This window comes from uncultured Dysosmobacter sp. (genome assembly GCF_947631165.1).
GTDB lineage: Bacteria > Bacillota > Clostridia > Oscillospirales > Oscillospiraceae > Oscillibacter.
The window spans coordinates 1-23,102 of record NZ_CANRKH010000026.1 but is presented as its reverse complement, the minus strand read 5'-3'; the positions used below and the strand labels follow the sequence as shown (position 1 = coordinate 23,102).

Genomic DNA, 23,102 nt, shown 5'->3' with positions numbered 1-23,102 from the left:
TCATTCCTCCTGATCGGTCCGGCGCGCCTTACTGCGCGCCCCGCCGTTTTTCCTCCCGAATGGTCTCCAGCAGCCGGACAAAGAACCGCCGGGCCGCCTCCTGAAACTCCGCGGGAGTCTCTGCGCTGTTGTTCAGCTCGCAGTCGCACTTGCTGCGATAGTATTCATCCGGCTTCTGAGCGGAGATCCGCAGCCGGGCATACTGCTCGGAGATGTTGTCCCGGGCCATGATGCGCCGGACCCGCAGCTCCGCCGGGGCCGTCACCGCGATGGTGCGGTCACACAGCCGGTCCAGGCCGCTCTCCAGCAGATTGATGGCGTCGATAGCGTACAGGCCGTCTCCGGTGTGCTGGATCTGCCGCTCCAGCTCCGGGATCAAAAAGCGGAACACGATGCCGTTCAGCCGGGTCAGCCGCTCCTTCTTTGCAAAGACCTCCTGGCCCAGCTTCTTACGGTCCAAGGTGCCGTCGGCCCGGAACACGCCGGGGAAGCTGGCGTTGATGGCGTTCCGCAGGTCCTCGTTCTCCGCCAGCATCTGGTGGTACACGGCGTCGCAGTCGATGATGGTGCCGCCCAGATCCCGGATGGCCGCCAGGGCACTGGTCTTTCCCGCGCCGGTGCAGCCGGTCAGTCCCAGGATGATCCGCAGGCTGTCCGCCTCCACGATGTGGAAACCAGCGGCCTTTTTCAGCCGGTTCCCCACCGCCAGCCCCAGGCCCCGGCTGTCGGGACATTGGGCGAAGATCTCTGTTACGCCGCTGCCGTCAAAGGTCCGCAGGGCGTCGAACACCCGCTGGGCCTGGGCCAGCTTGTCGCCGCTGGGACCCAGCTTATGGACCTCTTGCCGGGAAAACAAATGGGCATACTCGTCAAAGCAGATCACGCCGGAGGTCGGGCCGGCCCGCCGCTGGATCTCCTGGGCAGAGGCCTCCGGTGCGCCGGTGACCACGGTGACGGGGGCTTTGGGAGCATAGTGGCGGTATTTCATGCCGGGTGCTCGGGGCTTCTCCCCCTCCGCCAGGGTCCCGGTCACTGCCTTGTCCACGGAGATGGGGCCGATCAGCTGCTCAATGGCTTCCACCGGCAGCCCGCCGGGACGCAGAAGCCGGGGCGGATCACAGGTCAGGTCCAGGATCGTGGATTCCACGCCTACCGCGCAGGGGCCGCCGTCCACCACGCCCTCGATCTTGTCGCCCATGTCCTCCAGCACGGACTGGGCCGTGGTGCAGCTGGGCCGGCCGGAGGTATTGGCGCTGGGGGCGGCGATGGGGATGCCCGCCTCCCGGATGATGGCCAGGGTAACAGGGTGGTTGGGACACCGTATAGCCACAGTATCCAGCCCCGCCGTAGTCGCACCGGGCACCACGTCCGTCCGGCATTTCAGGATCATGGTCAGGGGGCCGGGCCAGAATTTCCGGGCCAGCACATAGGCCATGGGCGGGATGTCCCGGCAGTACCGGGGCAGCCACTGGGGGCCTGTGACATGGAGGATCAGGGGATTGTCCTGGGGCCGTCCCTTGGCCTCAAAAATGCGCTTTACAGCCTGCTCGTCCAGGCCATTGGCCGCCAGACCGTAGACCGTCTCCGTGGGGATGCCCACCAGACCGCCTTCCCGCAGGATCTTGGCCGCCGCGGAGATCTTCTCCTCGATCTCCTTCTGCTGTCCCTTGGTATCCCGCAAATCATAATATATCGTCTGCATATTCTTCGCCTCTATCTCTTTCGCCGGGCCTTTGCCCGCTGTCTCCTCTATTTCTGCAGCACATCGTCAGCCATACCGCTCCGCACAGCGCCATCAGCAGCACCGGCAGCAGAAACACCGCGCATGTCAGCGCCACAGACGCCGTCTCTTCCGCCCGCATATTCTCTGCCGCGTATCTCCCCTGATCCAGGCAGACACTGGTAAGAACCGCCTCTGCCGCACCAAGAACAGCCGTGACCAGCCAAGCCAGTGCGCAGCCGGACAGGCGCATCCATCTTTTCACGCCTGCTCTCCCCCGCTCTTCAGCTTTTCCGCCTGCTCCGCCGTAGCCAAACCGTCGATGATCTCATCTAGTTCGCCGTCCATCACCGCATCCAGCTTATAAAGCGTCAAGCCGATGCGGTGATCCGTCACCCGGCCCTGGGGAAAGTTATAGGTGCGGATGCGCTGGCTGCGGTCGCCGCTCCCCACCTGGTCCCGGCGCTCCGCCGCCTCCGCGGCGGCCTGCTTTTCCCGCTCCGCCTCGTACAAGCGGGACGCCAGCAGCCGCATGGCCTTGTCCCGGTTTTGGAACTGGCTCCTCTCCTGCTGGCACTCCACCACCATACCGGTGGGCTTGTGGATCAGCCGCACGGCGGAGGAGGTCTTGTTCACATGCTGGCCCCCGGCGCCGCTGGCCCGATAGACCTGCATCTCGATATCTGCCGGGTCCAGGGCCACGTCCACTTCCCCAGCGCTCCGCAGCACCGCCACAGTGGCGGCGCTGGTCTGGATGCGGCCGTTGGCCTCCGTCACCGGGACCCGCTGGACCCGGTGTACGCCGCTCTCGAATTTCAGCCGGGAATAGACGCCCTGGCCCTCCACAAGAGCCTCGCACTCCTTCACGCCGCCCAGCTCCGTCTCGCTCAGGTTCACCAGCTCCAGCTTCCAGCCTCGGCTCTGGGCGTACATGGTGTACATCCGCAGCAGGTCCGCCGCAAACAGCGCCGCCTCCTCACCGCCGGTGCCGGCCCGGATCTCCAGGATCACGTCCCGGTCGTCATCCGGGTCTCGGGGCAGCAGCAGAACAGTCAGCTCCTCTTGGAGCCGCTCCAGCTCCGCCTTGGCGGCGGTCAGCTCCTCCTGGGCCATCTCCCGCAGCTCCGGGTCCCGCAGCAGCTCCTCCGCCTCCGTCCGGCGGTACTCCGCCTGCCGGCAGGCCTGATAGGTCTCCACAACAGGCCCCAGCTCCTTCAGCTCCCGGTTGACGCGCCGCAGGCGGTCCGCGTCGCCATAGACGCCCGGGTCCGCCAATTGGGCCTCCAGATCCTCATATCGCAGGACCAATTCCTTTAGTTTATCCAGCAAAGTATCGCTCCTCTCTCATACTGTTTCCTGATAAACAACTTTAAAAAAGTTTTTATTGCGGCGCATTGCACCGCCGCGCCTACGTCGCGCAGGAAAAGTATGGACTTTCATCACAGGCGGCTTCGCCGCCGGGGCCGCTTATGCGGCCCCCATAAAACAAGAAAATTGTTTTATGCGTGATTCGTATCAAAACTTGAAAGGAAGCGCCCTATTTCCGGCCCAGAAAATCCCGTACCTGCCGCAAAAACTCCTCCTGCCAGAAGGCATAGCCCACGGAACCGCTCCGCAGGGAGACCGCGGCCTGATGCCCGCAGACGGCATACAGGTCCATCTGCTCAAAGACCTCCTCGTTTTTGTCCTCACTGCCCCGGGTTATCACATAGGCGGCGTTCTGCAGATCCTTGCCGTACCGCTTCAGGAAATCCCGGATCACGGAACTGCACCGCCCTGCCCACACCGGGGTCCCCACGACCACCAGCCGGTAATCCTTCATAGCCCGGGGCGTCTCAAAGGACTGGACGGGCGGTGTGGTCCGCCGCATGGCGTCCAAGCCGCAGCGGAGCCAGCCCATAAAGCCGCTCCGGTTCACGCTGTCCCGCAGCTCCACCAGGTCGGCGTCCAGCGCCTGGGCGATCTCCCCCATGGCCCGCTTGGTCTTTCCCGTCCGGGAGTAATAGATGCACAATACGTCACTCATATCCTGATACCTCAATCAAATACCAAAGTCTTGCCAAGAGCGAAGAACTCCCGGACATAATAATTGGCCGTCAGCCACCACCAGGGCGTTTCCGCCGGGATGTCGATCACCGTCAGATCCGCCCGCTGGGCAATGAGATGCGCCCGGAAGCAGTGGAAATCGCTGGTGACCACCGCAATCACAGCGCTGTCCAGGTCCACGCTCCGCTCCTGGAGCAGCACCTTGGAAAAGGCGAAATTCTCCGCCGTACTGACGGAGTGGTCCTCCAGCAGCAGCCGGTCCGCCGGAACGCCCGCGGCTTTCAGCGCCCGGCTCATGGCCTCCGCCTCAGAAATGTCCTCCCCCGGTCCCTGGCCGCCGGACAGCACCACCGGGATATCCGGATGACGCTCCAGATACGCTTCCGCCGCGTCGATGCGGCTCTGGAGGATCAGGGAGGGCGTCTCACCGTTGACCCCTGCCCCCAGCACGATCACCGCGTCCGCCGGGATCGCGGTGTTGTCCCTTTCGCCGCGAGAGAGCAGCAGACCCTCCACCGTCAAAAACAAGAACAGCCCCACGGCCAGCACGCCGCAGAGGATCCGCTGACACAGCATTCCCGTCTGGGAATCGTCCGCCCAGCGCCCCAGGAACACCGCCGCCCCGCAAAGTCCTGCCAGCGCCAAAGCCAGCAGGCCGGAGAACCGCACGCCCGGGAGCACGGCGAGACATACCACGGCCACCGCCAGCAGCAGGACAGCCAAGCCCCACAGGACCGGCTCCCGAAACCGCCTCCGCCCCCGGTAGTTGGAAACGTGCGCGCAGCTCTGGTGCCTAGCCCGCTTTCGCTTTCCCCGATATCCCATAGCAAGTCCCTCTTTCTCTGTTACTCGCCCGCCTCCAGGCTCAGACTCTCCCACTTCTCATACAGCGCGTCCAGCTCCGCCTGGACCGCCTCCTTCTCCCCCATCAGCTCGTTCAGGCGCTCATAGTCGCAGGCGGCGGCCTCCATGTCCCCATCCAGCGCCGCAAGGCTCTCCTCCGTTTTGGCGATATCCCGCTCACAGATGGTCAATTGCCTGCGCGCCGCCTGTTGGACCTTGTTGCCCCGCTGGGAGCGGTCTATAATGCTCTTCTCCTTTACAGGCTTTGGAACTTCTGCCTTTTCCGCTTCCTCTTGGGCTTTCACCTGCCGGTACTGGGCAAAACCCATGGGATAGTCGGTGATCGTCTCCCCTGCCAGCTCCCAGATGCGGGTCGCAAAGCGGTTGATGAAGTAACGATCGTGGCTGACGAACAGCAGGGTCCCGTCGTAGGACTCCACAGCCTCCTCGATCCACTCTCTCGAGGCGATATCCAGGTGGTTGGTCGGCTCGTCCAGGATCAGGAAGTTGATCTCGTCGTCCATCAGCATGCACAGCCGCAGGCGGCTCTGCTCGCCGCCAGACAGGACCGACACCGGCTTCAGTACGTCCTCTCCCCGGAAATCATAGGCCGCCAGCCGGTTCCGAGCGGACTGGGCCGACAGCCCCCGCTTGGCCGCCATCATGTTTTCCACCAGATTCCAGTCCGGATGGTCAAAATGGATGATCTGGGGCAGATAGGCCAATCTGGTCTGGGGGCCCAGCCTGATGCGCCCGCCATCCGGATACAGCTCCCCAACGATCATTTTGATAAGGGTCGATTTTCCTGTTCCGTTGTCGCCGATCAGGGCGATCCGCTCGCCGCCCTCCACCTTCAGGCTGATGCCGTCGAACAGATGCTTGTCCCCATAGGACTTGGCCAGCTCCCGGATGCCCAGCACCTCGTCCCCGTGGAACTCGGCGGTGGAAAACCGGGCGTCCATTTTTTTCGCTTTGGTGGGTTTGGCGGTGGTCCGCATCCGCTCGATGCGCCTTTCCATGGAAATAGCGCGGCGATAAGTCTTGTCCATGCCCTGAAAGGCCCACAGCCGCAGCTGTTCCGCCGCCTTTTCCAGCTGCTGGATCTTGGCCTGCTCCTTTTCGTACTGCTTCATCCGCTCCTGGAACCGGCGCTCCTTCTCCACGGCGTAAAAGCTGTAATTGCCGCTGTAAAACTCCGCCTTTCCATCCTGGATCTCGATGACCCGGGTCACGACCCGGTCCAGGAAGTACCGGTCGTGAGAGATGACCACCACCGTGCCCCGGAAGCGGCGGATATACTCCTCCAGCCATTCAGTGGCGTGGAGGTCCAAGTGGTTGGTAGGCTCGTCCAGCAGCAGGATGTCCGTGTCCTCCAGAATCAGGCGGCCCAGGTTCACCCGGGTCTTTTCGCCGCCGGAGAGGCTGTCGAACAGCTGGCGGCGCTGCTCGTCCGAAATGGAGAGTCCGCTGGCGATCTTATTTACCGCCACGTCGGTGTCATAGCCGCCAAACACCTCGAACCGCTCGCTCAGCGCGCCATAGCGCCGCAGAAGGGCGGGATCGCTGTCCCCCGCCGCCATCCGGGCTGCCAGCGCCTCCATCTCCCCCGCCAGCTCGTGGAGCCGGCTGAAAGCAGAGCGGAGCACATCCTCCACGGTATAGCCTGCCGGATATACCGGGATCTGGGAGATCAGACCCAGGCGGCGCCCCTGGCCCACAGTCACCTGGCCCTCGTCAAAATCCAGCTCTCCCGTCAGTATTTTGAACAGTGTGGTCTTGCCAGCGCCGTTACGGCCCAGCAGTCCCACCCGCTCTCCCTGGTCGATCTGGAAGGTAAGGCCGTCCAGCACGTTGCGGCCCACCTCGAAGGATTTGACCAGGCTGTTTACCTGAATATCAATCATACGTTTCTTTCAACTGGTCCACCAGCTGGCCGAAGCGCATGGCATGGGACGCTTTTACAAGCATGACCGTCCCTGGCGCCAGCTGCTGCTTCAGCTCCGCGATGGCCTCCTCTTTCGTTGCGAAATGCAGCACGTCGCCGCCGCTCTGGGCAGCGCCGTCGGCGATCTTTACGGCCTTCTCCCCAATGGCCGCCACAAAATCAATGCCCAGCATGGAAGCCAGAGCGCCCATGTTGTAGTGGGCCTGCTCCGTCAGCTCACCCAGCTCACCCATATCGCCCAGCACCGCGACCCGGCGGTCGCAGGGCGTTTTGGCCAGCACTTCCAGCGCCGCCGTCACAGACTGGGGATTGGCGTTGTAGCAATCGTCCAGCACGATGCGGCCGCCCGGTAGCCGCACTACCCGCATCCGGGAGCCGGACGGCTCGTAAGCCGCCACCCCCCGAATGATCTCATCCCGGCTGAGGCCCAGCTCCTCGCCCACCGCCACAGCGAGAGACGCGGCGTAGGCCATGTGCTCTCCCGGTGCAGGGACGGTCAGGGCATAGCTGTCCCGCGCGGTGGTCACCGTGCAGGTGATGCCTTCCACACCGTGGTCCAGGATATCGGTAATGTGGACCTGGCAGTGTCCGGAGCCGGTCTGTCCGCAGCGGATGGTCCGGAATGGAACTTCCACAGTATCCAGCAGGGCGTCGTCTCCATTGAGCACCGCCGCGCCGCCGTCCTTCAAATGCTCAAAGATCTCGCACTTGGCCTTTAAAATGCCCTCCCGGCTGCCCAGATATTCGATGTGGGCATCGCCGATGTTGGAGATGACGGCAATATCCGGCCGCACCATGGCCCCCAGATACGCGATCTCCCCGAAGTGGTTCATGCCGGTCTCGATCACCGCCGCCTGATGCTCCGGCGCAAGGCCCAGCAACGTCAGAGGCACGCCGATGTCATTGTTGAAATTCTCCGGCGTTTTCAGCACCTTCAGCTTCGCCCCCAGCACGGCGGCGATCATTTCTTTCGTGGTGGTCTTGCCCACGCTGCCGGTGATCTGTACCACGGGGATGTGGAATTTGTCCCGATAGGCGGCAGCCAGGTCCCGCAGGGCCAGCCGGGTATCGTCTACCTTGATGTAGAACTTATCTGGCCGGAGGTCTGCCGGCAGTTTGGCGCACAGACACCCAGCCGCGCCGGTGTCCAGGGCCGCGTCAATGAAGTCGTGGCCGTCGAACTTCTCTCCGACCCAGGGCAGAAAGAGGCAGCCCGGGATGATCTTCCGGCTGTCAGTGCACACGGCAGAAACAGCAGGCACATCCTCCCGGGGATTCCACCAGATACCGCCCACGGCGGCTGTGATCTCTCTTACGGTCATGGGCTGCATCTTATCAACCTCTTCTCTTCAGACGATAGGACTGCTGCACGATCTCCTCGCACAGCTCGTTGTATGTCATGCCCACGGCGGCCGCCTCCTTGGGCACGAAGCTGGCAGACGTCATGCCGGGCAGGGAGTTGACCTCCAGGCACCAGAAGTTCCCGTCCCTGTCCAGGATCATGTCCGTCCGTGAGTAGACCTCCAGCCCCAGGCAGCGGTGTGTCCGCAGGGCCAGCTGTCCGGCGGTCTCCATCTGTTCCGGCGTCAGCTCCGCCGGACAGATCTCCCGGGCGCCGCCATTTTCGCCGCTCTGGTACTTGGATATGTAGTCAAATGCGCCATTGGCGGGGATGGTCTCGGCCGCCGGCAGCCATCGGTCCCCCAGCACCGCTACCGTCAGCTCCCGTCCATAGAGCTTCTTCTCCCAGATAATGTGGCTGCCCTGGGCCAGCAGGTCCCGCAGGGCCTGGGCCAGTTCCTCCTTGGTGTCCGGCAGGGCCACGCCGATGGAGGACCCGCCGTTGACCACCTTCACCGCGCAGGGCACTTCCAGCTCCTCCGTCAGTCGGGGGATGTCTGCCTCTGTATAATGGGGGATATCCCGCCAGGGGGCGTTGGGAATGCCGGAGCGGTCCATCATCACCTTAGTGATGGATTTGTCCATGGCCATACCGCTGCCCAAGTATCCGGCGCCGGTGTAGGGCACGCCCAGCAGGTCCAGCGCCGCCTGGATGCGGCCATCCTCGCCGTCCTGGCCGTGAAGTCCCAAAAACACGATGTCCGCCAGCCGGCACAGCTCCAGCACATGGGGGCCGATATGGCTGGGTGTCTGGTCCCTCCGGCTCCGGCGCACCGCTTCCAGATCCGGCGCCGATGCCTGTACCCGCGTCTGAGGGCACAGGCCGTCCGGTGCGTCAAACAGGGTCTCCAGATCCTCCGGGACTTCCTCCAATCCCAAAAACATGTCCACAAAAATGGCTCGGTGTCCATTCTCCCGCAGCGCCCGGCACACGCCGGCCCCCGACACCAGGGACACGTCCCGCTCCGTGGAGATGCCCCCTGCCAACACAACGATCTTCATACCGCTCGATCCTCTCTATTTTTGAACTGCATGGAAATGTACATACGAATACTATTATAATCTTTTATATTTTAGCACAAATCCTTCTCGAATACAACTGATAAAAACAAAAGTCTCTTTTGGGGCAGACCATGGCAGGAAGTTGCGCCATAGTTGGTTGTTGCAACCCGGCTTTTCTGCTAGACTGTACCCATCTTGAAGGAGGTAACGATCTATGGCTGTATCCATCATCATAGGGCTTCTCTCCCTGATCCCCCTGGGCCTGTTCCTCTGGCTCCTGATCCTGGCCATCCGCGCCCTGCGGAAATATCTGCGGAGCAGGGACGTTCGGACGGAACATTCCGCAGAGGCCCGCTCCCTGGGCGAAGCCATCAAGGCACACCGGACCCGCTGCAAAATGACCCAGGAGTTCATGGCCGAGTCCATCGGCGTCAGCCGGCAGGCGGTCTCCAAATGGGAGGTAGGCGCCGCGGACCCCAGCACCGCCAATCTCTTCGCCCTGGCCAAGCTCTTCGGCATTCCCCCTGAAGAACTGCTGCGGGGCGTGAAGTAAATGAAAACAGCCGCCCGGCGGGCGGCTGTTTTTGCGTTCTCAGTGGAGCCAGCCAAACAGGCCTCCAGAGTCCTTCTCCCCCTCCAGCAGGGTCCTGGCGGCACAGAGCATCTGAGCGGCGTCGGCCCGGGTCACTACCTGCTCCATGTCGGCGCTGCCAAAGCTGCCGGCGGCCAGCACACTGACTGCCTCCATGTTTCCCACGGCCTGGGCCGCCCAGGAGGGGACCTCCTCCCGGTCCGCGTACCACACGTCCAGCTCTACATCCCCCAGATCCAGCGTCCGGTCCAGCACCGCTGCGGCCTCATTGAAGGTGATGGCGTCCTCCCCCTGGAAAGCCGCTCCCTCCGGAGTCGTCTTGCCTTGGACGATGCCCTCCGACACACCGGCGGCGGCATAAGCCTTGGCCCAGACCGGGATGCTGGCGTCATCGCAGAATCCGGTCATCGTCACGTCGGTGACCTCCCGGCCCGCCGTTTCCAGCACCATAGCCAGGAATTCACTCCGGGACACCGGTTTATCCGGCTCAAAGCAGTACCGCTCTCCGATCTTTGTTCCGGTGAAGATGCCCGCTTCCGCCAGCTCCTGAGCGGCGGCAGCGGCGGCGCTGTTCCCGGTGTCGGCATAGGTCACGCCGGAGCGGGTCTTTTCAATGGTCACAGTGACGGTGGCTGGCTGCGATACCCGTCCCCCGCTGTCGGTGGCGGTATAGGTGAAGCTGTCGCCGCCGGTGAGTCCCTCGTCCGGGGTATAAGTGAAGTTGGCGCCGTCCACAGTGACGGTGCCCTTCCGAGGCTGGTCCGCCACCGCAAAGGTCATGTCCTCTCCCTCACTGTCGCTGGCCTGGAACTGGGCCTGATAGGGAATGCCCCGATAGGTCCGGATCTCGATCTCTCTGGCGACAGGCGCCCCCTCCTCCGGCTCCGCCTGCTTCTTCCCAAACAGGGCCGACGCGCTGCTGCTGGACACCAGCGCCGCCGCCAGCGCCAGGGCGGTCGCCCGTTTCATCAAGATGTTTTTCAAAGCTTGTTCCTCCTGTATCAATTAGTACAGGCGTAGTGTTTTCTCCTCCGTCAAAAATATGCAGAAAAAACAGCCGGGAGCATCCCGGCTGTTTTCCTCTCTATCGCTTCCCTCGGTAGCCCCGCATGGCGGGCGAGCGCTTTTTGATGGCGGACACCATCCCCATGGCGGCGTACAGCGTCAGCAGCGAGGAGCCGCCGTAGCTGAAAAAGGGCAGGGTGATGCCTATGGTAGGCATCACGAACAGGCACATGCCGATATTGATGACCGTCTGATATATCAGCATCGCCGCCACGCCCACGCAGACGTAACACTGGAAGGGCGTCTGACTGCGCTTTGCCACGATCAGTATACGAATGATAATGGCCGCCAGCAGCAACATGATCACCAGACATCCCACCAATCCCAATTCCTCGCCGCAGACGGAAAAGATAAAATCCGTCCACCGCATGGGCAGGCCGTAGCTGCTCTGGCTCTGGGTCCCGTTCATGTACCCTTGGCCGAACAGGCCGCCGGAGCCGATGGCCAGCAGACTGCGGCCCTGCTGCCAGCCCACGCCTTCGGCGTCATAGCTGTGGTCGAACAGCACCTTGAACCGCTCCACCATGTATGCCACGCTCTTGGGGACCTTCTCCACCATGTCCAGCACTACCACGCCGGCCACGCCCACGCCGATCCCCGCAAACAGCAGCGTGAACCACCGCAGTGCAATGCCTGCTGCGAAAGCCATGCACAGAAAAATGAAGAAAAAGGTCAGCGCGTTGCCCATGTCGTGGGAGATGACCACATACCACCCCATCAGCAGCAGCGTATGCGCCGCCACGGCAAACGCGGAGGAAAAGGACTTCAGGTCCCGTTTTTCCTCCCGCAGCCATGCCAGCTGCTTGGCCAGCAGCAGGGTAAAGGTGATCTTCACCACCTCCGCCGGTCCGATCTGGAAAGGGATGCCGGGAAATTTCAGCCACGCCTGGTTGCCGACGGTGGTACCGCCCACGCCAAAGGGCGTCCGCAGCAGGCCGATGAACACCACGTTGAACACCACCAGCCACTTCCACCTTTTCACCAGGATCTCCACATCCACCATGGACATGAAGATATAGGCGCAGATGCCCAGCCCCATGGCGATCCCCTGCTTGCCCACATACCGGGCCATGTCCGCGAAGCCCTTGTACCGGGTCGCGCTGGCGATCAGGGCTATTCCATACAGGGACGAGACACAGCAAAGCCCCAGCAGCACCACATCGGCCTGCTGGAAAAAGTCCGTCAGGATCGCTTTCAATCGCTTCAGCATAAGCGGGTCTCCGTTTCTAAACCAGTGCTTCCCTCTCCGGGGCCTCCCCCGCAGGGGAAGTCTCTCCGGCGGGCATTCGCCGCACAACTGCATATTAGTATACCACAAAGAGAAAGTGGTGTATAGTCAATGAACTTGAAAAATTGCAAACGTTTTTTCATCTGGGTTCCGCCTGCCGTACGCAAAAAGCGTGGGGCCATTGACTATGAAATCCAAATCAAGGCCGCAAACCTCGGCCTGTCACAGCGCAGGCGCTGTGACACTTGAAAAGCGGCTTTACCGCTTTTCAAGTGATTTGATGATAAACGGCGCAAATTTCTTTTTACACTTCGTTCAAATTGTGATATACTGAATGGCGGCAATTTTTGACACGCAGAAGGGCGGTGCCTTTTTTGGAATATACAGTTCGCAGTGAGCGGGAGACGGAGGACCTGGGCGCCCGGCTAGCCGCCGTGCTGTCCCCCGGCGCAGTAGTGGCCTTTCAGGGGGGGCTAGGCATGGGCAAGACCGCCTTTGCCAGGGGCCTGGCCCGGGGCCTGGGCTATCCCGGCCGGGTCACCAGCCCCACCTTTACCATCGTCAACGAGTATGAAGGCGGCCGCCTGCCCCTCTTCCACTTTGACATGTACCGCCTGCCGGATGCCGGCGCTTTGTTCGACATCGGCTGGGAGGATTATCTGGAGCGGGGCGGCGTCTGCGCCGTGGAGTGGAGCGAGCGGGCCGCGGACGCCCTGCCGCCCGACGCCGTCCGGATCACTCTGGCCCGCTGTCCCCAGGGGGACGACTGGCGGACCATCACCATTGAAGGAGCGGACCTGCCATGAAGATACTCGCGCTGGAAACCTCGGCCAAGGCCGTCTCCGCCGCCGTGACGGAAAACGGCAGGCTCCTCTGCTCCGGCTACCAGGACACCGGCCTCACCCACAGCCGCACCTTGATGCCTATTGTAGAGCATATTTTGAAAAACGCCGGCCTCACGGTCCAGGACTGTGACGCCGTGGCCGTGGCGGCTGGTCCCGGCTCCTTCACCGGCATCCGCATCGGCGTCTCCGCTGCCAAGGGTCTGGCCTTTGCCGCGGACAAGCCCGCCGTGGGCGTATCGACCCTGGCCGCCATGGCCCGAAACGTGGCTTTCTTCGGCGGTCTCATCGTCTGCGCCATGGACGCCCGCCGGAACCAGATCTACAATGCCCTGTTTGAGGCGCAGGACGGCGTGCCGGTCCGTCTGATCCCTGACCGGGCCATCTCTCTGGAGGACCTGGCGGAGGAGCTGCGGGCCGATCCCCGTCCTAAGACCGTGGTGGGCGACGGCGGAGCGCTCACCGCCGCCTTCCTGACGGAGGCTGGTATCCCCTGCCGCCTAGCCCCGCCGCATCTGGTGATGCAGAACGCCGCCGGCGTTGCCCTGGAGGCCGAGCTTCTGGCCGCCGCCGGCGGACTGGTATCTCCTCAGGAGCTGGAACCCGTCTATCTCCGCCCTCCCCAGGCCCAGCGCCTGCAGGAACGGACCAAATAAAAAGATTTTTTTAGATAAAGGAGAAAACGATCATGAGCGGTAAAGTACATGTGATGGACCATCCCCTGGTAGCCCACAAGCTGAGCATCATGCGGGACAAGAACACCAGCGTCAAGGATTTCCGGGAGCTGGTCTCCGAGATCGGCATGCTCATCACCTATGAGGCGACCCGGGACCTGCCGATGACCACCAAGGAGATCGAGACCCCCCTGTGCAAGATGAACGCCCCGACCCTGAAGGGCAAGAAGTTCGCCGTGGTGCCCATCCTGCGGGCGGGCCTGGGCCTGGTGGACGGCGTGCTGCGGATGGTCCCCAGCGCCCGTGTAGGCCACATCGGCATGTTCCGGGACGAGGAGACGCTGGAACCGCATGTCTATTTCTGCAAAATGCCCAAGGATGTGGCCGAGCGGGACATCCTGATCGTGGACCCCATGCTGGCTACCGGCGGCAGCGCCGACGCCGCTATCTCCGAGATGAAGAAGCGGGGCTGCCAGCACATCAAGCTGATGGTCTTGGTGGCCGCCCCCGAGGGCATCGACTGCATCCAGAAGGCCCATCCCGACGTGGATATCTTCTGCGGCGCGGTAGACGACCATCTGAACGAGCACGGTTACATCGTTCCTGGCCTGGGCGACGCGGGAGACCGGATCTTCGGGACGAAGTGATTCCCCCGAATGATCCGGCGGCGGCAAAGCCTCTGGAGCGTCCCCGCAGCGGTTTCTGCCAAAAAAACTGGAGCGGAATATCCGCTCCAGCTTTTTACGCATACAGGAACCAGACCAGCAGGTATCCCACCGTTACCGCCGTCAGGGTAAAGGGTACGCCGATGCGCATGAACTGCCCGGTACTCACCTCGCAGCCCGCTTTCCGCAGGATACCTCCGGCGGCGATATTGGCGGAAGCCCCCACCGGAGTCAGGTTGCCTCCCAGCGTGGCCCCGGTCAGCAGGCCGAAGCACAGCACCGCCTGGTCGATCCCCAGGGACGCGGCCACACCTCCCACCACCGGCAGCATGGCGGCGGTGTAGGGAATGTTGTCGATAAAGGCGGAGGCCAGCACTGAGAACCAGACGATGAGGGTATAGGTCCAAAACAGACTGCCGCCGCCCATGTGAGCGATGATCTGGCTGATATCGCTGATGATACCGGCCCGCTTGACGCCCTCGATCACCAAAAACAGACCCGCCAGCAGCAGAAGTGTCATATAATCGATGCTCTTGATGGTCTCCGCCGCGCCGCAGCGGTCCTTCCGAGCCTCCGCCGCCAAGCCCATCAAGAAGAAGGCCATGCAGATGACGCCGTTGGTGATGTCCGGCTTCTCCGGCAGGAAGGACGCCAGGATCAGCGCCGCCACCGTGCCCAGCAGCAGGACCGTGGGCAGCCGGTCCGTCACCGGGGTCAGACGGGTTCCGTGGAGCCTGCCCGTCTCCTGGCGGAACAGCAGCAGGATCACAGGGATCGTGGCCACGGCCCCCGCCTGCACGACCCAGAACATGCCTGGCCTGCCCTGATAAGCGAAAAAGTCCAGAAAATCCAGCCCCATGTGGCCCCCCAGCAGGATGGAGGTGGTGTCCCCCACCAGCGTGGCCGCCCCCTGCAGATTAGAGGACACCGCAATGGCCAGGACCAGAGGCACCGGGGAGATATCCTGCCGCCTGGCGATGGCCAGAGCCACCGGAGCCAGCATCAGCACTGTGGCCACATTGTCCACGAAGGCCGATACCAGCCCAGCAAACAGCACCAGCGCCACGATCAGCAGCTTTACATTAGGCAGCAGCCGCACCAGGTAGTCTGACAGCCGGTTCGGCATATTCGAGCGGATGAACAGGTCCACGGTGCCCATAATACCCGCCAGCATCAGCAGCACATTCCAATCGATGGCGGTGGCCGCCGCCTCCCAAGGCACGACGCCCAGAGCCACGAACACTGCCGCCCCGGCCAGCGCCACCCAGGCCCGGTATTTTGGCAGCAGCAGCAACAGGGCGTAGACGCCAATGAATATCACCAAAGCGAGAGTCTTGAACATAGGTCACTCCTCCTGAACATCGGTGAGGCCGCGAAAAAAGCGACACCTTCACCGTGAGATACGGCAAAAGTCTCGCTTCCAAGCACATGGCCCGAGCCTGACGGCTGAGCTGACGGACCATATGGCGCCTCAGCGGCGCTAGCTACTCCCTTTTACAGTTACAGGATATCAGACGGACGGCGCCCCCGTCAAGTTAAAAATGTGTGAAGCCGCTTGCCTGTCCGGAAAAAACAGGGTATACTGTTCTTGCCCGCGGAGGGTGCGGAGCGGCCCGGCATTTCAGAGAGCCGCTCCCGATCCACTGCAGGGATCCAACTCACAAAGGAGACACGCTCCATGAAACTGGAAACCATCAATGTCGGCCGCGTCGTCAATGCCCACGGCGTCCGGGGCGAGGTCCGCGTGCAGCCCCGAGACGGCGATCCATCCCTTCTCACCAAGTGCAAGACCTTCTATATCGACGGCCAGCCTGTCGCCCCCACCGCCAGCCATGTCCATAAAAATCTGGTTCTGATGAAGTTCCCCGGCGTGGACGACATGAACGCCGCTCTAGCCTGTAAAGGAAAAAGCCTATACATCAGGAGAGAGGACGCCCACCTGCCTGACGGCGCTTATTTTGACGACGAGCTGCTGGGCATGGAGGTCCACGACGCCGCTACCGGTGCCTTTTTGGGAGAACTGACCGCCGTAGACAGCTATCCCGCCCACAAGGTCTATACCGTCAAGGGCGTGAAGGAGTATCTCATCCCCGCCGTGAAGGATGTTTTCATCAAATCCGTGGATCTGGACGAAAACCGGATGGAGGTCCACGTGTGGGAAGGGATGGCGTCCGATGAACATTGATATCATGACCCTCTTCCCCGACTCCGTGGACGCCATGCTGAATGTCAGCATCCTGGGACGTGCCCAGGAGCGGGGCCATATCGCCATCCGCACCCACCAGATCCGGACATACACCACCAATAAGCAGATGCAGGTAGACGACTATCCCTACGGCGGAGGCCGGGGAGCCGTCATGCAGGCGGATCCCCTATACCGCTGCTGGATGCATATCGTAGAGACCCACGGCCCCGGCCACACCATTTTCATGTCCCCCTGCGGCAGGACCTTCACTCAAGCAGTGGCCCGGGAGCTGAAGGAGCGGTACGATCACTTGATCCTGGTCTGCGGCCACTACGAGGGCGTGGATCAGCGCTTCATTGATGAGTGCGTAGATGAGGAGATTTCGATGGGTGACTTTGTCCTCACCGGCGGTGAGATCCCTGCTATGGCAGTGGCAGACGCAGTGTGCCGCATGGTCCCCGGTGTACTGCCGGATGCGGAGTGTTTTGAAGAGGAGTCCCACTGGAATGGCTTGCTGGAGTATCCCCAGTATTCCCGCCCTGCTGTCTGGCATGACCGCGCCGTGCCGGAGGTCCTGCTCTCCGGCGACCACGGCAAGGTGGCCGATTGGCGGAAAAAGGAGAGCTACAAGCGCACCATGCGCCGCCGCCCGGACATGTTCGCCAAATTTGACGAAGCTCAGCTGACCACCAAAGCAGAAAAAAAGGTCCTCCAGCAGGCCAAGGACGAACTGGCCGCAGAGGACGCCGAAGAATCGAAGGCGCAGCATCCAAATTGAAGTCCCGTACAATGCGTTATGCAAATTCATGTGAAATTTGCTCTGATCCTTTCACATATGAGCAGTTTTTTTCGTATGCACAAAGCGAAATCAGCAGATGCAAAAAACGCCGCGAACCCTTGACGCACAACAAAAAACCTCGGAACCCTTGCAGTTCCGAGGTTTTTCGTTTGGCAGCGGGTGAAGGATTCGAACGCCCGGAAAAACACCCACACCCATTGAAAATACTAGGCTCCTTTTGCCGTTAGCATTTTTGTTAGCGTTTCAGGTAATCTAACTTACCTTACCACCGGCTCCATTCTTTCGCACATGTGCCCGATTCGGGCACGATTCACCGCACCACTGTCTCCATCCCCGCGGCCTGGAGCTTCCTGTCGAAGCCGCCGCCCCGGTAGACGAACACCAGCGTCCGCACCTGCTCATGGGTCAGGTCGATGACGTCGCCGTTGCCCTCCGGGTCGCTGCCGTCGCCCTGGATGATCCCGGCGGTCATCAGCTGCCCGATGACGGGCCGGAACTTCTCCGGAATATCCTTCAGATATTTGTAAACCATTTTCGTGTCCTCCTTTTCTGCCGGCTCTACCGGCGTGTTGAACAGCGTCTGCTCTGCTGCCCGGCGGCGCATCAGGCCCAACAGGATCTTACCTCCGGCCCTGTTATATCTAGCCATGGCCTCGCGGATCTGAGGCAGTGTACGGCCCTTGCAGAGGGTCCGCAGGCTGCCCACGCCGCAGTTAAAGGTGAAGGAGATCAGAGCGTCCCGCTGGTTGGCGTTGAGCTGCGCCGTCAGAGGGCAGTTAGCGGGATCATCCACCGCGTCAGCGTATCGCTGGCAGTCCGCTACCAGCAGGGCGTCCGCCTGGGCCTGGGTGATGACCTGCCCCTCCTGGACGTCCGGGCCGTAGTGGCCCCAGCCGATGGTCCAGTACTTCTCTGTCGGCACGGCCTTGTACGCCTTCAGGCGGCAGCCCTCAAACTTCTGGATCAGCGCCAGTCCTGCGGTGCCGATGGGTCGTTTGCTCACAGCGTTCACATCCTCTCGCTTCACGGTATGCGGAGGCGCTTCACGCCTCCACCTCCGGCAGGCCCGCCACGCTGGTCAGCATGGACAGCACGCCCGCCAGGGCGGAAGCGGAGGCCACCATGAGCCAGTTGACCTCCCCCAGCACCGCGGCGGTGCCGATGGTGGCAACAGCGGTCTGGGCCACGGTCTTGACGGCCCGGACGCCCGCCGCCTTCAGCCAATTCTTCCAATGCTCGTTCATATCTGTATCCTCCTTCAGTTGAACTGGACCTTCGCGGCCTTCACGGCCTGGCCGTCCTCGTTGTACCAGACGTCAAAGACGCCCTTCTTCGTCCGCTGCCGCAGGGACTTCCCCGCCGCCTCGGGGTGCCGGGTCCGCCAGTCGATGTCCTTCTGCACGGCCTCGTCCTCGCCGGCATAGGGATTCTCCTCCACCAGCTCCCGGCCCTGGACATAGTACCAGCGGCCCGCCATGCAGACCATGGCCTTTTGCTCGCCCATGTCGCAGTTGACCAGGGTCCCGTGGTTGACCCGGACTTTATCCAGGGTCCCGGTGCCGGAATCCAGCAGGCCGAAGCCGTTGGCCTGGTCAGGATAGCAGCCGATGGTGGTGGCCCGCAGCTCCTCCTCCGTCAGCACGTTTTTCCCCGGCTCCAGGTGGATGCCGGACCCGGCCAGGGCCTCGTTGGTCTCCTCCAGGCTCGCCTTGCCGGTGGTATACTTGGTGATGATCTCTCTGATGTTTTCCATAGTGTCTTTCCTTTCTTTTCCTCTGTGTTGATCGGTACAGGTGTTGATATCTGCACAGGCGAAAAAACGCCCCGCCTGATCTGCACTTGACAAATCTCGGCGGAGCGGTATAATGAAAGTACAAGGGCGCTGCGACAAGCGGTTAGCCCAGTCAGTTAAGGTTGACTAGAGCAACGAAACCGTCACTCAAAGGAAACCGTCACCTGCCGGGGTGGCGGTTTCTGCCTTTGATACGAATCGTCACTGTATATCCGAGGATATGTAGTGTTATCGTAATTGGCATAGCCTCACCTCCTTTCGGAGGATGTGGCCAACCGCCTGCCGTCTTGTTCAGCGCCCAGGGTCCCTCGTCGGCACAAAGTCCGCTTCATGCACTTCCGGCTTTGCCGAAAGCGCACACCGCTTCCTTGTGCCTCCTCTCCCCACGAAACAAGTTTTGCGGGGACCCCATAAACGGGGAATACGAGGTACGCTTTCATCATACCATGGAACGCCGCTTTTTGTCAATTTGCGTCTGCCGCCCGCCCGGGCGGCTTTTTCATGCCCTCACAGCCCCACGCGCGCCAGGAAAAAGCCCATGAGGGCCGCCACCACAAAGTAGATGGCCTTTTCCACCACGAATTTCCAGCGCTTTCCCGGCTCCGCCTCCAGCGCCTCCACCTTGCCGGTGAGCTTGTCCACGCTGACGGACATGGCGTCCTGCTTGGTCGCCATCACCTCCACCGCCGTGGCCAGCCGGGTCACTGCCTGGGTGTTCTCCTCCACGCTGTTCATCCGGTGTTTGAGGGACTTGATCTCGTGCTCGTGGTCCTCCAGCCGGACCGCCACTTCCTCATTGGTCATTGGCAAAACCTCCTAAATCAGCCGGTATCGGGGCCGCTTCCCGCCGCAGAACCAATGATCCAGCCAGTCAAAGGCTACGATCACAGGCCCTGCCAGCAAGCACCACAGTGCCGCGTACTGCGGGCACACCTGCCCCAGGATGCTGCCCCACAGGCCGGAGTAGTCCCAGATCCCCAGCCCAAGCCAGAGGTTGAGGACCAGCCCCGCCAGCAGCTCGGCAGCCGTGATGACCATCCCGCCGAAAAGGGCCTGTTCCCACAGGGGCAGCTCCCAGGGCATATGCTCGTTGGCAAGGTCCAGGGGGATGCACAGCAGTGCCGCCAGCAGGATCATGGTCCAGTGGGTGTGTCCCCGCCAGACCAGCTCCAGCAGGCCGTACAGCGCCCCGCCCAACGCCCAGCGCAGGGCATGGCCCAGCATGTTATGACGCATAGCCGCCCTCCATGGCCCCCAGGACGGCCGCCATGTTGGCCGCCAGATCCTCCGGGAGGGCCGCGCCGTATGAAATGGCCTGCACCTCCTCCGCCGTCTCACAGCGCCGGACCCAGGCGTTGAGATGGTTGCAGTAGGTGGTGTGGTACAGCTTGTGGGCCGTGGCGGCATTGCCCATGATGAGGATGTCTGCCGCCGGATAGACGGCGCACAGCTCCCCGTCCAGGTGGTAGGGATAGCCCGCCGCGCCCTGCTGGACAGCGCCCACCGCCGCGCTCAGGTTGATCTGGTCCTCGTCGGTGAGGCGGATGCGGCCCGTGGAGCCGTCCGTAAGGGTCACGCCGCACCCGGCCACGATGGCGTCGTTGCAGGCGGCGGACAGCTCCGCCAGCTTGGCCGATTTGACGGCGGTGAGATCTGCTGCTCCCTGGGCCTCGCAGTATGCCTGATAGGCTTCCTCATCCCAGGCGCAGGCGGTGACCACGCCGCCCTCCACAGTGAGGGAGACAAAGCCAGCAAACCGCTTGTCTGCCGGGTAAAAGACCGGTGTGAACCGCTCCGGGAACTCCGCCCAGCCCTCCGGCGGCGTGGCCCCGGACCAGCTCTGCAGAGGCGGATACGGGAATGGGGATGTGATGTTGATGATTTTCATAGGTGAGCCTCCTTATTGCGTGATGGCGAAATAAAAATATTGCTGCCCGGATACATTAAGTTGATAGCCTGGACCAGCTGAGCTCGACGCGGCAACGGTGCTGTGCCATGCAATAGAATTGCCATCCTGAGAAAAACGGATATTTGAGCCGCTTGAATCAACATAGACCTGGGTTTCTTTCACCGAGGGCAGCCATATAACACCGTCCCTGAATCCCCCGGATGATGGCTGCAATCCACGATCTGCCGTATAAACGGCCAAAAGCGACACATTCCTATCAAAGGTCAAAATATTCGGATGATCCGCACCAAACGTCCCCGTTCCCCAATAGGAGCCGATCTCAATTTTGGGCGTACCTGCACCATTTCCAAGTACATCGGTAAGAACCTGATGAATAGGTGTATATGCCTGTTCCGGGAAATAGTTTCCGCCTTCATCGGCATAGATGGTATACGTAAAATCATTTGGTAATGTGAAAGCAGGCGCAATCGATTCGCTATTCGCGCAATTGGTAGCGCCGTTGCCAGATTGAGAAACATAATAAACTTGTGGATATGTAGAACCTGGGGTCCTTGTCCAACAATCATTTGATGGCATTACTGTGGATGCGATAGAGAGAGCAATACCATCACCCAGGCTTTTATAGCCATATTCAGACGCCGAAAGGATAAATACTCCACGTAAAATATTAAAAATTTCATCAGAAGAATATTTTTTTACCTTTATCGTCGTGGTCCCGATTGCTTCCCTGACATCTGCCCGTATTTGCGGCTTGTAAGTTTCCTCCAAATAAACATCGGGCTTACTTCCAAGATAATATGTGCTATCTGCCGTTTCGGAATTATAGGCCCCTCCATTAATGCCTGATTTGGCCACCAGCAGCGTTCGCCCAGTCCCGTTTAGCTCCGGCTCATAATCTTTTGCCGCAATCCAATATTCAATGACAGAATCCCCGACTGGGATACGTGCAGTATCGCCGACGGCAAGCGAGGAAATATCCATGGTGACTTCCTGATAAACTGGCTCATGTCCGACAGTTTTTAAAAGCGCTGCCTTAGAGAGCGCCGCCAGCACCTCATCCGGCACGGCATCCGTTCCCAGCCCGTACAGCGCAGCCGTGGTGTCTTTCAGAAGATTATTTTCCAGGCTGCGTGATGCAGCATTAAAATCCTCATGTTTAATGAAATCATTGCTGTCAAAAATGGGTAGTTTCAATCTTTCTGTTCTTTCCACTGTAATGACCTCCTCCTATTCTTCTGTATTTTGCTTTTTGTGGATGCAGAACTTCGATTCAAATTCCGCCCACGTTGCTGGATTGTCCTCAAACCACTGCCAGATCAGCTCCACGCTCTCCACATCGGCCCAGGTGAGGCCGGAAATGACAAAACGCAGGTGGGCTGGTTTGATCTGCTCTACAATAGAGCGGACCTCTTCCACATTGATGTCTGCCAGAGTGTTGGTCCCTCTCAGAAATTCCAGGGAAAAGCTGTAGTCACCGTTGACGATGATCCGCGCCTCATAGCCGGTGATGGATTATGCCAGTCCCCGCACCATCTCCGCCGTGGTGTTGCCGCTGGCCACCAGCTTCTGCTTGATGGCTGACCGGCGGGCCGCCTGGGAAAGAGAGGCGTCTGTCTGGATGCCTACCTGCTGTTCCCAGAGGCGCAGGCCCCAGGTCGCCGTATCCACAAAAAACTGGTCGATGACGTCTTCCAGCGCGGCCTTGGCCTCCAGGCTGGCGTCCGCCAGCGTTTCGATGATCGCCTTGCTCTGCTCGCAGGCGTAATGGTAGGCGGGTACACGTTCCCGCTCCGGCAGGGTCTCTCTCATGCTCTCGCCTCCTCAGGTAATGGTGATGGTTCCCACCACAGGAGCATCCCCGGCGTTGATGGTCACGGCGGCAGAGGCCCCGTCTACGGTATAGGCACTGTAATCCGCTACGCCTGGACACTGCAGCAGGCAGGCCAGAAAACGGCTGAAAGGAATCGTGACGGTCGTTCCGAATGGCTGACTGGACAGCAGTTCGTTGACCGCTGCTTCCAGCTGATCCCCGACCCGGTCAGCAGTGTATCCTTCCACCAGGGTCACAGATGCGGTCAGCGGGATCTCCCGCTCTGCCACGCTGACCTGCGAGACGCCGGTGATGTATGGATTCACCAGCAGCGTCTCCCGGACGATCCGGATAGCCTTAGACTGCCGGATCTCCTCAGCGTAAGACTGACCCAGCAGTGCGGAAAAGTCCGGCCCATAGTCGGAGCTGTAAACGTCGTGGGCAAACCGCTCCGTATGCAGTGCGTTCCAGGCCCAGATCAGGACCGCCCGCTGCCCGGTCACAAAGACCGGCGAGCCGTCCCGCCAGACCGGCTGATTGGCGGTAAAATCCCAATCCGTCTCCCGGCAGAGGGGCAGGCCCTC

General features: G+C 61.3%; 27 protein-coding genes. 6 read left to right on the top strand and 21 right to left on the bottom strand.

Annotated features, from left to right (window positions below; genetic code table 11):
- Positions 1–28: 28 nt before the first annotated feature.
- The 8 genes from Q0Z69_RS12115 to Q0Z69_RS12080 form a co-directional block, all read right to left on the bottom strand.
- The gene (locus tag Q0Z69_RS12115) at positions 29–1,702 is read right to left on the bottom strand and encodes an L-threonylcarbamoyladenylate synthase (RefSeq protein WP_298033885.1); all 1,674 of its coding nucleotides are present in this window, start codon (positions 1,700–1,702) and stop codon (positions 29–31) included.
- Complete coding sequence (locus Q0Z69_RS12110) at positions 1,683–1,985, bottom strand: hypothetical protein (RefSeq protein ID WP_298033883.1); 303 nt, start codon at positions 1,983–1,985, stop codon at positions 1,683–1,685. The genes Q0Z69_RS12115 and Q0Z69_RS12110 overlap by 20 nt, the downstream gene beginning before the upstream one ends.
- Positions 1,982–3,049: a peptide chain release factor 1 gene (prfA, locus tag Q0Z69_RS12105; protein ID WP_298033880.1), complete on the bottom strand. Its 1,068-nt coding sequence runs from the start codon at positions 3,047–3,049 to the stop codon at positions 1,982–1,984. The genes Q0Z69_RS12110 and prfA overlap by 4 nt, the downstream gene beginning before the upstream one ends.
- A 208-nt stretch (positions 3,050–3,257) precedes the next feature.
- On the bottom strand, positions 3,258–3,746 hold the full coding sequence (locus Q0Z69_RS12100) for a flavodoxin (RefSeq protein ID WP_298033877.1): 489 nt from the start codon (positions 3,744–3,746) through the stop codon (positions 3,258–3,260).
- Positions 3,747–3,757: 11 nt separating this feature from the next.
- Positions 3,758–4,591 carry a YdcF family protein gene (locus Q0Z69_RS12095; RefSeq protein WP_298033875.1) on the bottom strand — a complete coding sequence of 278 codons (834 nt, stop codon included), beginning with the start codon at positions 4,589–4,591 and terminating at the stop codon, positions 3,758–3,760.
- Between the two features lie 20 nt (positions 4,592–4,611).
- A complete protein-coding gene (gene abc-f / locus Q0Z69_RS12090) occupies positions 4,612–6,513 on the bottom strand; it encodes a ribosomal protection-like ABC-F family protein (RefSeq protein WP_298033873.1) in 1,902 nt (633 codons plus the stop codon).
- Positions 6,506–7,885, bottom strand: a complete 1,380-nt coding sequence (gene murF, locus Q0Z69_RS12085) for a UDP-N-acetylmuramoyl-tripeptide--D-alanyl-D-alanine ligase (protein WP_298033870.1) — start codon at positions 7,883–7,885, stop codon at positions 6,506–6,508. The genes abc-f and murF overlap by 8 nt, the downstream gene beginning before the upstream one ends.
- 4 nt (positions 7,886–7,889) lie before the next feature.
- The gene (locus tag Q0Z69_RS12080; protein ID WP_298033868.1) at positions 7,890–8,957 is read right to left on the bottom strand and encodes a D-alanine--D-alanine ligase; all 1,068 of its coding nucleotides are present in this window, start codon (positions 8,955–8,957) and stop codon (positions 7,890–7,892) included.
- 214 nt (positions 8,958–9,171) lie between these two features.
- On the opposite strand from Q0Z69_RS12080, the gene Q0Z69_RS12075 reads away from it, so the two are divergent.
- Positions 9,172–9,510, top strand: a complete 339-nt coding sequence (locus Q0Z69_RS12075) for a helix-turn-helix transcriptional regulator (protein WP_298033866.1) — start codon at positions 9,172–9,174, stop codon at positions 9,508–9,510.
- Between the two features lie 39 nt (positions 9,511–9,549).
- Here Q0Z69_RS12075 and Q0Z69_RS12070 read toward each other — a convergent pair whose 3' ends face one another.
- Together Q0Z69_RS12070 and Q0Z69_RS12065 are read right to left on the bottom strand one after the other, a co-directional pair.
- Positions 9,550–10,533 (bottom strand): Ig-like domain-containing protein, encoded by a 984-nt coding sequence (locus tag Q0Z69_RS12070; protein WP_298033864.1) that lies wholly within the window; start codon positions 10,531–10,533, stop codon positions 9,550–9,552.
- A gap of 100 nt (positions 10,534–10,633) precedes the next feature.
- Positions 10,634–11,824, bottom strand: coding sequence for an FtsW/RodA/SpoVE family cell cycle protein (locus tag Q0Z69_RS12065; protein WP_298033862.1), 1,191 nt, complete (start codon positions 11,822–11,824; stop codon positions 10,634–10,636).
- Between the two features lie 392 nt (positions 11,825–12,216).
- On the opposite strand from Q0Z69_RS12065, the gene tsaE reads away from it, so the two are divergent.
- Genes tsaE through upp form a run of 3 tightly spaced genes read left to right on the top strand, consistent with a single transcriptional unit; the run spans position 12,217 to position 14,005 of the window.
- Complete coding sequence (tsaE, locus tag Q0Z69_RS12060; protein ID WP_298033860.1) at positions 12,217–12,648, top strand: tRNA (adenosine(37)-N6)-threonylcarbamoyltransferase complex ATPase subunit type 1 TsaE; 432 nt, start codon at positions 12,217–12,219, stop codon at positions 12,646–12,648.
- Positions 12,645–13,340 (top strand): tRNA (adenosine(37)-N6)-threonylcarbamoyltransferase complex dimerization subunit type 1 TsaB, encoded by a 696-nt coding sequence (gene tsaB, locus Q0Z69_RS12055; protein ID WP_298033857.1) that lies wholly within the window; start codon positions 12,645–12,647, stop codon positions 13,338–13,340. The genes tsaE and tsaB overlap by 4 nt, the downstream gene beginning before the upstream one ends.
- A gap of 32 nt (positions 13,341–13,372) precedes the next feature.
- Positions 13,373–14,005, top strand: a complete 633-nt coding sequence (upp, locus tag Q0Z69_RS12050; RefSeq protein ID WP_298033854.1) for a uracil phosphoribosyltransferase — start codon at positions 13,373–13,375, stop codon at positions 14,003–14,005.
- 94 nt (positions 14,006–14,099) lie between these two features.
- Here the strand turns inward: upp and Q0Z69_RS12045 are convergent, their stop codons facing one another.
- Entirely contained in the window at positions 14,100–15,365 is a 1,266-nt protein-coding gene (locus Q0Z69_RS12045; protein ID WP_298033852.1) for an SLC13 family permease, read from the bottom strand.
- 336 nt (positions 15,366–15,701) lie between these two features.
- Between Q0Z69_RS12045 and rimM the strand changes: the two genes are divergently transcribed.
- Both rimM and trmD read left to right on the top strand, forming a co-directional pair.
- Positions 15,702–16,208: a ribosome maturation factor RimM gene (rimM, locus tag Q0Z69_RS12040; protein ID WP_298033850.1), complete on the top strand. Its 507-nt coding sequence runs from the start codon at positions 15,702–15,704 to the stop codon at positions 16,206–16,208.
- On the top strand, positions 16,198–16,986 hold the full coding sequence (trmD, locus tag Q0Z69_RS12035; protein WP_298033847.1) for a tRNA (guanosine(37)-N1)-methyltransferase TrmD: 789 nt from the start codon (positions 16,198–16,200) through the stop codon (positions 16,984–16,986). The genes rimM and trmD overlap by 11 nt, the downstream gene beginning before the upstream one ends.
- Positions 16,987–17,317: 331 nt before the next feature.
- On the opposite strand, the gene Q0Z69_RS12030 is transcribed toward trmD, so the two are convergent.
- The 10 genes from Q0Z69_RS12030 to Q0Z69_RS11985 form a co-directional block, all read right to left on the bottom strand.
- Positions 17,318–18,010: a lysozyme gene (locus Q0Z69_RS12030; protein ID WP_298033844.1), complete on the bottom strand. Its 693-nt coding sequence runs from the start codon at positions 18,008–18,010 to the stop codon at positions 17,318–17,320.
- A 40-nt stretch (positions 18,011–18,050) separates the two neighbouring features.
- Complete coding sequence (locus tag Q0Z69_RS12025; RefSeq protein ID WP_298033841.1) at positions 18,051–18,251, bottom strand: holin; 201 nt, start codon at positions 18,249–18,251, stop codon at positions 18,051–18,053.
- 14 nt (positions 18,252–18,265) lie between these two features.
- Entirely contained in the window at positions 18,266–18,760 is a 495-nt protein-coding gene (locus tag Q0Z69_RS12020; protein WP_298033838.1) for a hypothetical protein, read from the bottom strand.
- 546 nt (positions 18,761–19,306) lie between these two features.
- Positions 19,307–19,603 (bottom strand): hypothetical protein, encoded by a 297-nt coding sequence (locus Q0Z69_RS12015; protein ID WP_298033835.1) that lies wholly within the window; start codon positions 19,601–19,603, stop codon positions 19,307–19,309.
- A 12-nt stretch (positions 19,604–19,615) separates the two neighbouring features.
- Positions 19,616–20,035 carry a putative ABC transporter permease gene (locus Q0Z69_RS12010; RefSeq protein ID WP_298033831.1) on the bottom strand — a complete coding sequence of 140 codons (420 nt, stop codon included), beginning with the start codon at positions 20,033–20,035 and terminating at the stop codon, positions 19,616–19,618.
- Positions 20,025–20,687, bottom strand: a complete 663-nt coding sequence (locus Q0Z69_RS12005) for a hypothetical protein (RefSeq protein ID WP_298033828.1) — start codon at positions 20,685–20,687, stop codon at positions 20,025–20,027. Before Q0Z69_RS12005 ends, Q0Z69_RS12010 begins: the two co-directional genes overlap by 11 nt.
- Positions 20,688–20,699: 12 nt before the next feature.
- The gene (locus Q0Z69_RS12000; RefSeq protein WP_298033825.1) at positions 20,700–21,920 is read right to left on the bottom strand and encodes a DUF6273 domain-containing protein; all 1,221 of its coding nucleotides are present in this window, start codon (positions 21,918–21,920) and stop codon (positions 20,700–20,702) included.
- Positions 21,921–21,935: 15 nt separating this feature from the next.
- Positions 21,936–22,124, bottom strand: a complete 189-nt coding sequence (locus Q0Z69_RS11995; protein ID WP_298033822.1) for a hypothetical protein — start codon at positions 22,122–22,124, stop codon at positions 21,936–21,938.
- A gap of 96 nt (positions 22,125–22,220) precedes the next feature.
- Entirely contained in the window at positions 22,221–22,517 is a 297-nt protein-coding gene (locus Q0Z69_RS11990) for a putative phage tail protein (protein WP_298033819.1), read from the bottom strand.
- A 12-nt stretch (positions 22,518–22,529) separates the two neighbouring features.
- Positions 22,530–23,102, bottom strand: a 573-nt coding sequence (locus Q0Z69_RS11985; RefSeq protein WP_298033816.1) for a DUF2634 domain-containing protein, incomplete at its 5' end; no start/stop codon positions are given.

Bases quoted from the DNA above. Each gene is read 5' to 3' on its own strand.
- Q0Z69_RS12115 (WP_298033885.1), bottom strand. From the start codon at position 1,702: ATGCAGACGATATATTATGATTTGCGGGATACCAAGGGACAGCAGAAG.
- Q0Z69_RS12100 (WP_298033877.1), bottom strand. From the start codon at position 3,746: ATGAGTGACGTATTGTGCATCTATTACTCCCGGACGGGAAAGACCAAG.
- Q0Z69_RS12095 (WP_298033875.1), bottom strand. From the start codon at position 4,591: ATGGGATATCGGGGAAAGCGAAAGCGGGCTAGGCACCAGAGCTGCGCG.
- abc-f (WP_298033873.1), bottom strand. From the start codon at position 6,513: ATGATTGATATTCAGGTAAACAGCCTGGTCAAATCCTTCGAGGTGGGC.
- murF (WP_298033870.1), bottom strand. From the start codon at position 7,885: ATGCAGCCCATGACCGTAAGAGAGATCACAGCCGCCGTGGGCGGTATC.
- Q0Z69_RS12080 (WP_298033868.1), bottom strand. From the start codon at position 8,957: ATGAAGATCGTTGTGTTGGCAGGGGGCATCTCCACGGAGCGGGACGTG.
- Q0Z69_RS12075 (WP_298033866.1), top strand. From the start codon at position 9,172: ATGGCTGTATCCATCATCATAGGGCTTCTCTCCCTGATCCCCCTGGGC.
- Q0Z69_RS12065 (WP_298033862.1), bottom strand. From the start codon at position 11,824: ATGCTGAAGCGATTGAAAGCGATCCTGACGGACTTTTTCCAGCAGGCC.
- tsaB (WP_298033857.1), top strand. From the start codon at position 12,645: ATGAAGATACTCGCGCTGGAAACCTCGGCCAAGGCCGTCTCCGCCGCC.
- upp (WP_298033854.1), top strand. From the start codon at position 13,373: ATGAGCGGTAAAGTACATGTGATGGACCATCCCCTGGTAGCCCACAAG.
- Q0Z69_RS12045 (WP_298033852.1), bottom strand. From the start codon at position 15,365: ATGTTCAAGACTCTCGCTTTGGTGATATTCATTGGCGTCTACGCCCTG.
- rimM (WP_298033850.1), top strand. From the start codon at position 15,702: ATGAAACTGGAAACCATCAATGTCGGCCGCGTCGTCAATGCCCACGGC.
- trmD (WP_298033847.1), top strand. From the start codon at position 16,198: ATGAACATTGATATCATGACCCTCTTCCCCGACTCCGTGGACGCCATG.
- Q0Z69_RS12025 (WP_298033841.1), bottom strand. From the start codon at position 18,251: ATGAACGAGCATTGGAAGAATTGGCTGAAGGCGGCGGGCGTCCGGGCC.
- Q0Z69_RS12020 (WP_298033838.1), bottom strand. From the start codon at position 18,760: ATGGAAAACATCAGAGAGATCATCACCAAGTATACCACCGGCAAGGCG.
- Q0Z69_RS12015 (WP_298033835.1), bottom strand. From the start codon at position 19,603: ATGACCAATGAGGAAGTGGCGGTCCGGCTGGAGGACCACGAGCACGAG.
- Q0Z69_RS12010 (WP_298033831.1), bottom strand. From the start codon at position 20,035: ATGCGTCATAACATGCTGGGCCATGCCCTGCGCTGGGCGTTGGGCGGG.
- Q0Z69_RS12005 (WP_298033828.1), bottom strand. From the start codon at position 20,687: ATGAAAATCATCAACATCACATCCCCATTCCCGTATCCGCCTCTGCAG.
- Q0Z69_RS11990 (WP_298033819.1), bottom strand. From the start codon at position 22,517: ATGAGAGAGACCCTGCCGGAGCGGGAACGTGTACCCGCCTACCATTAC.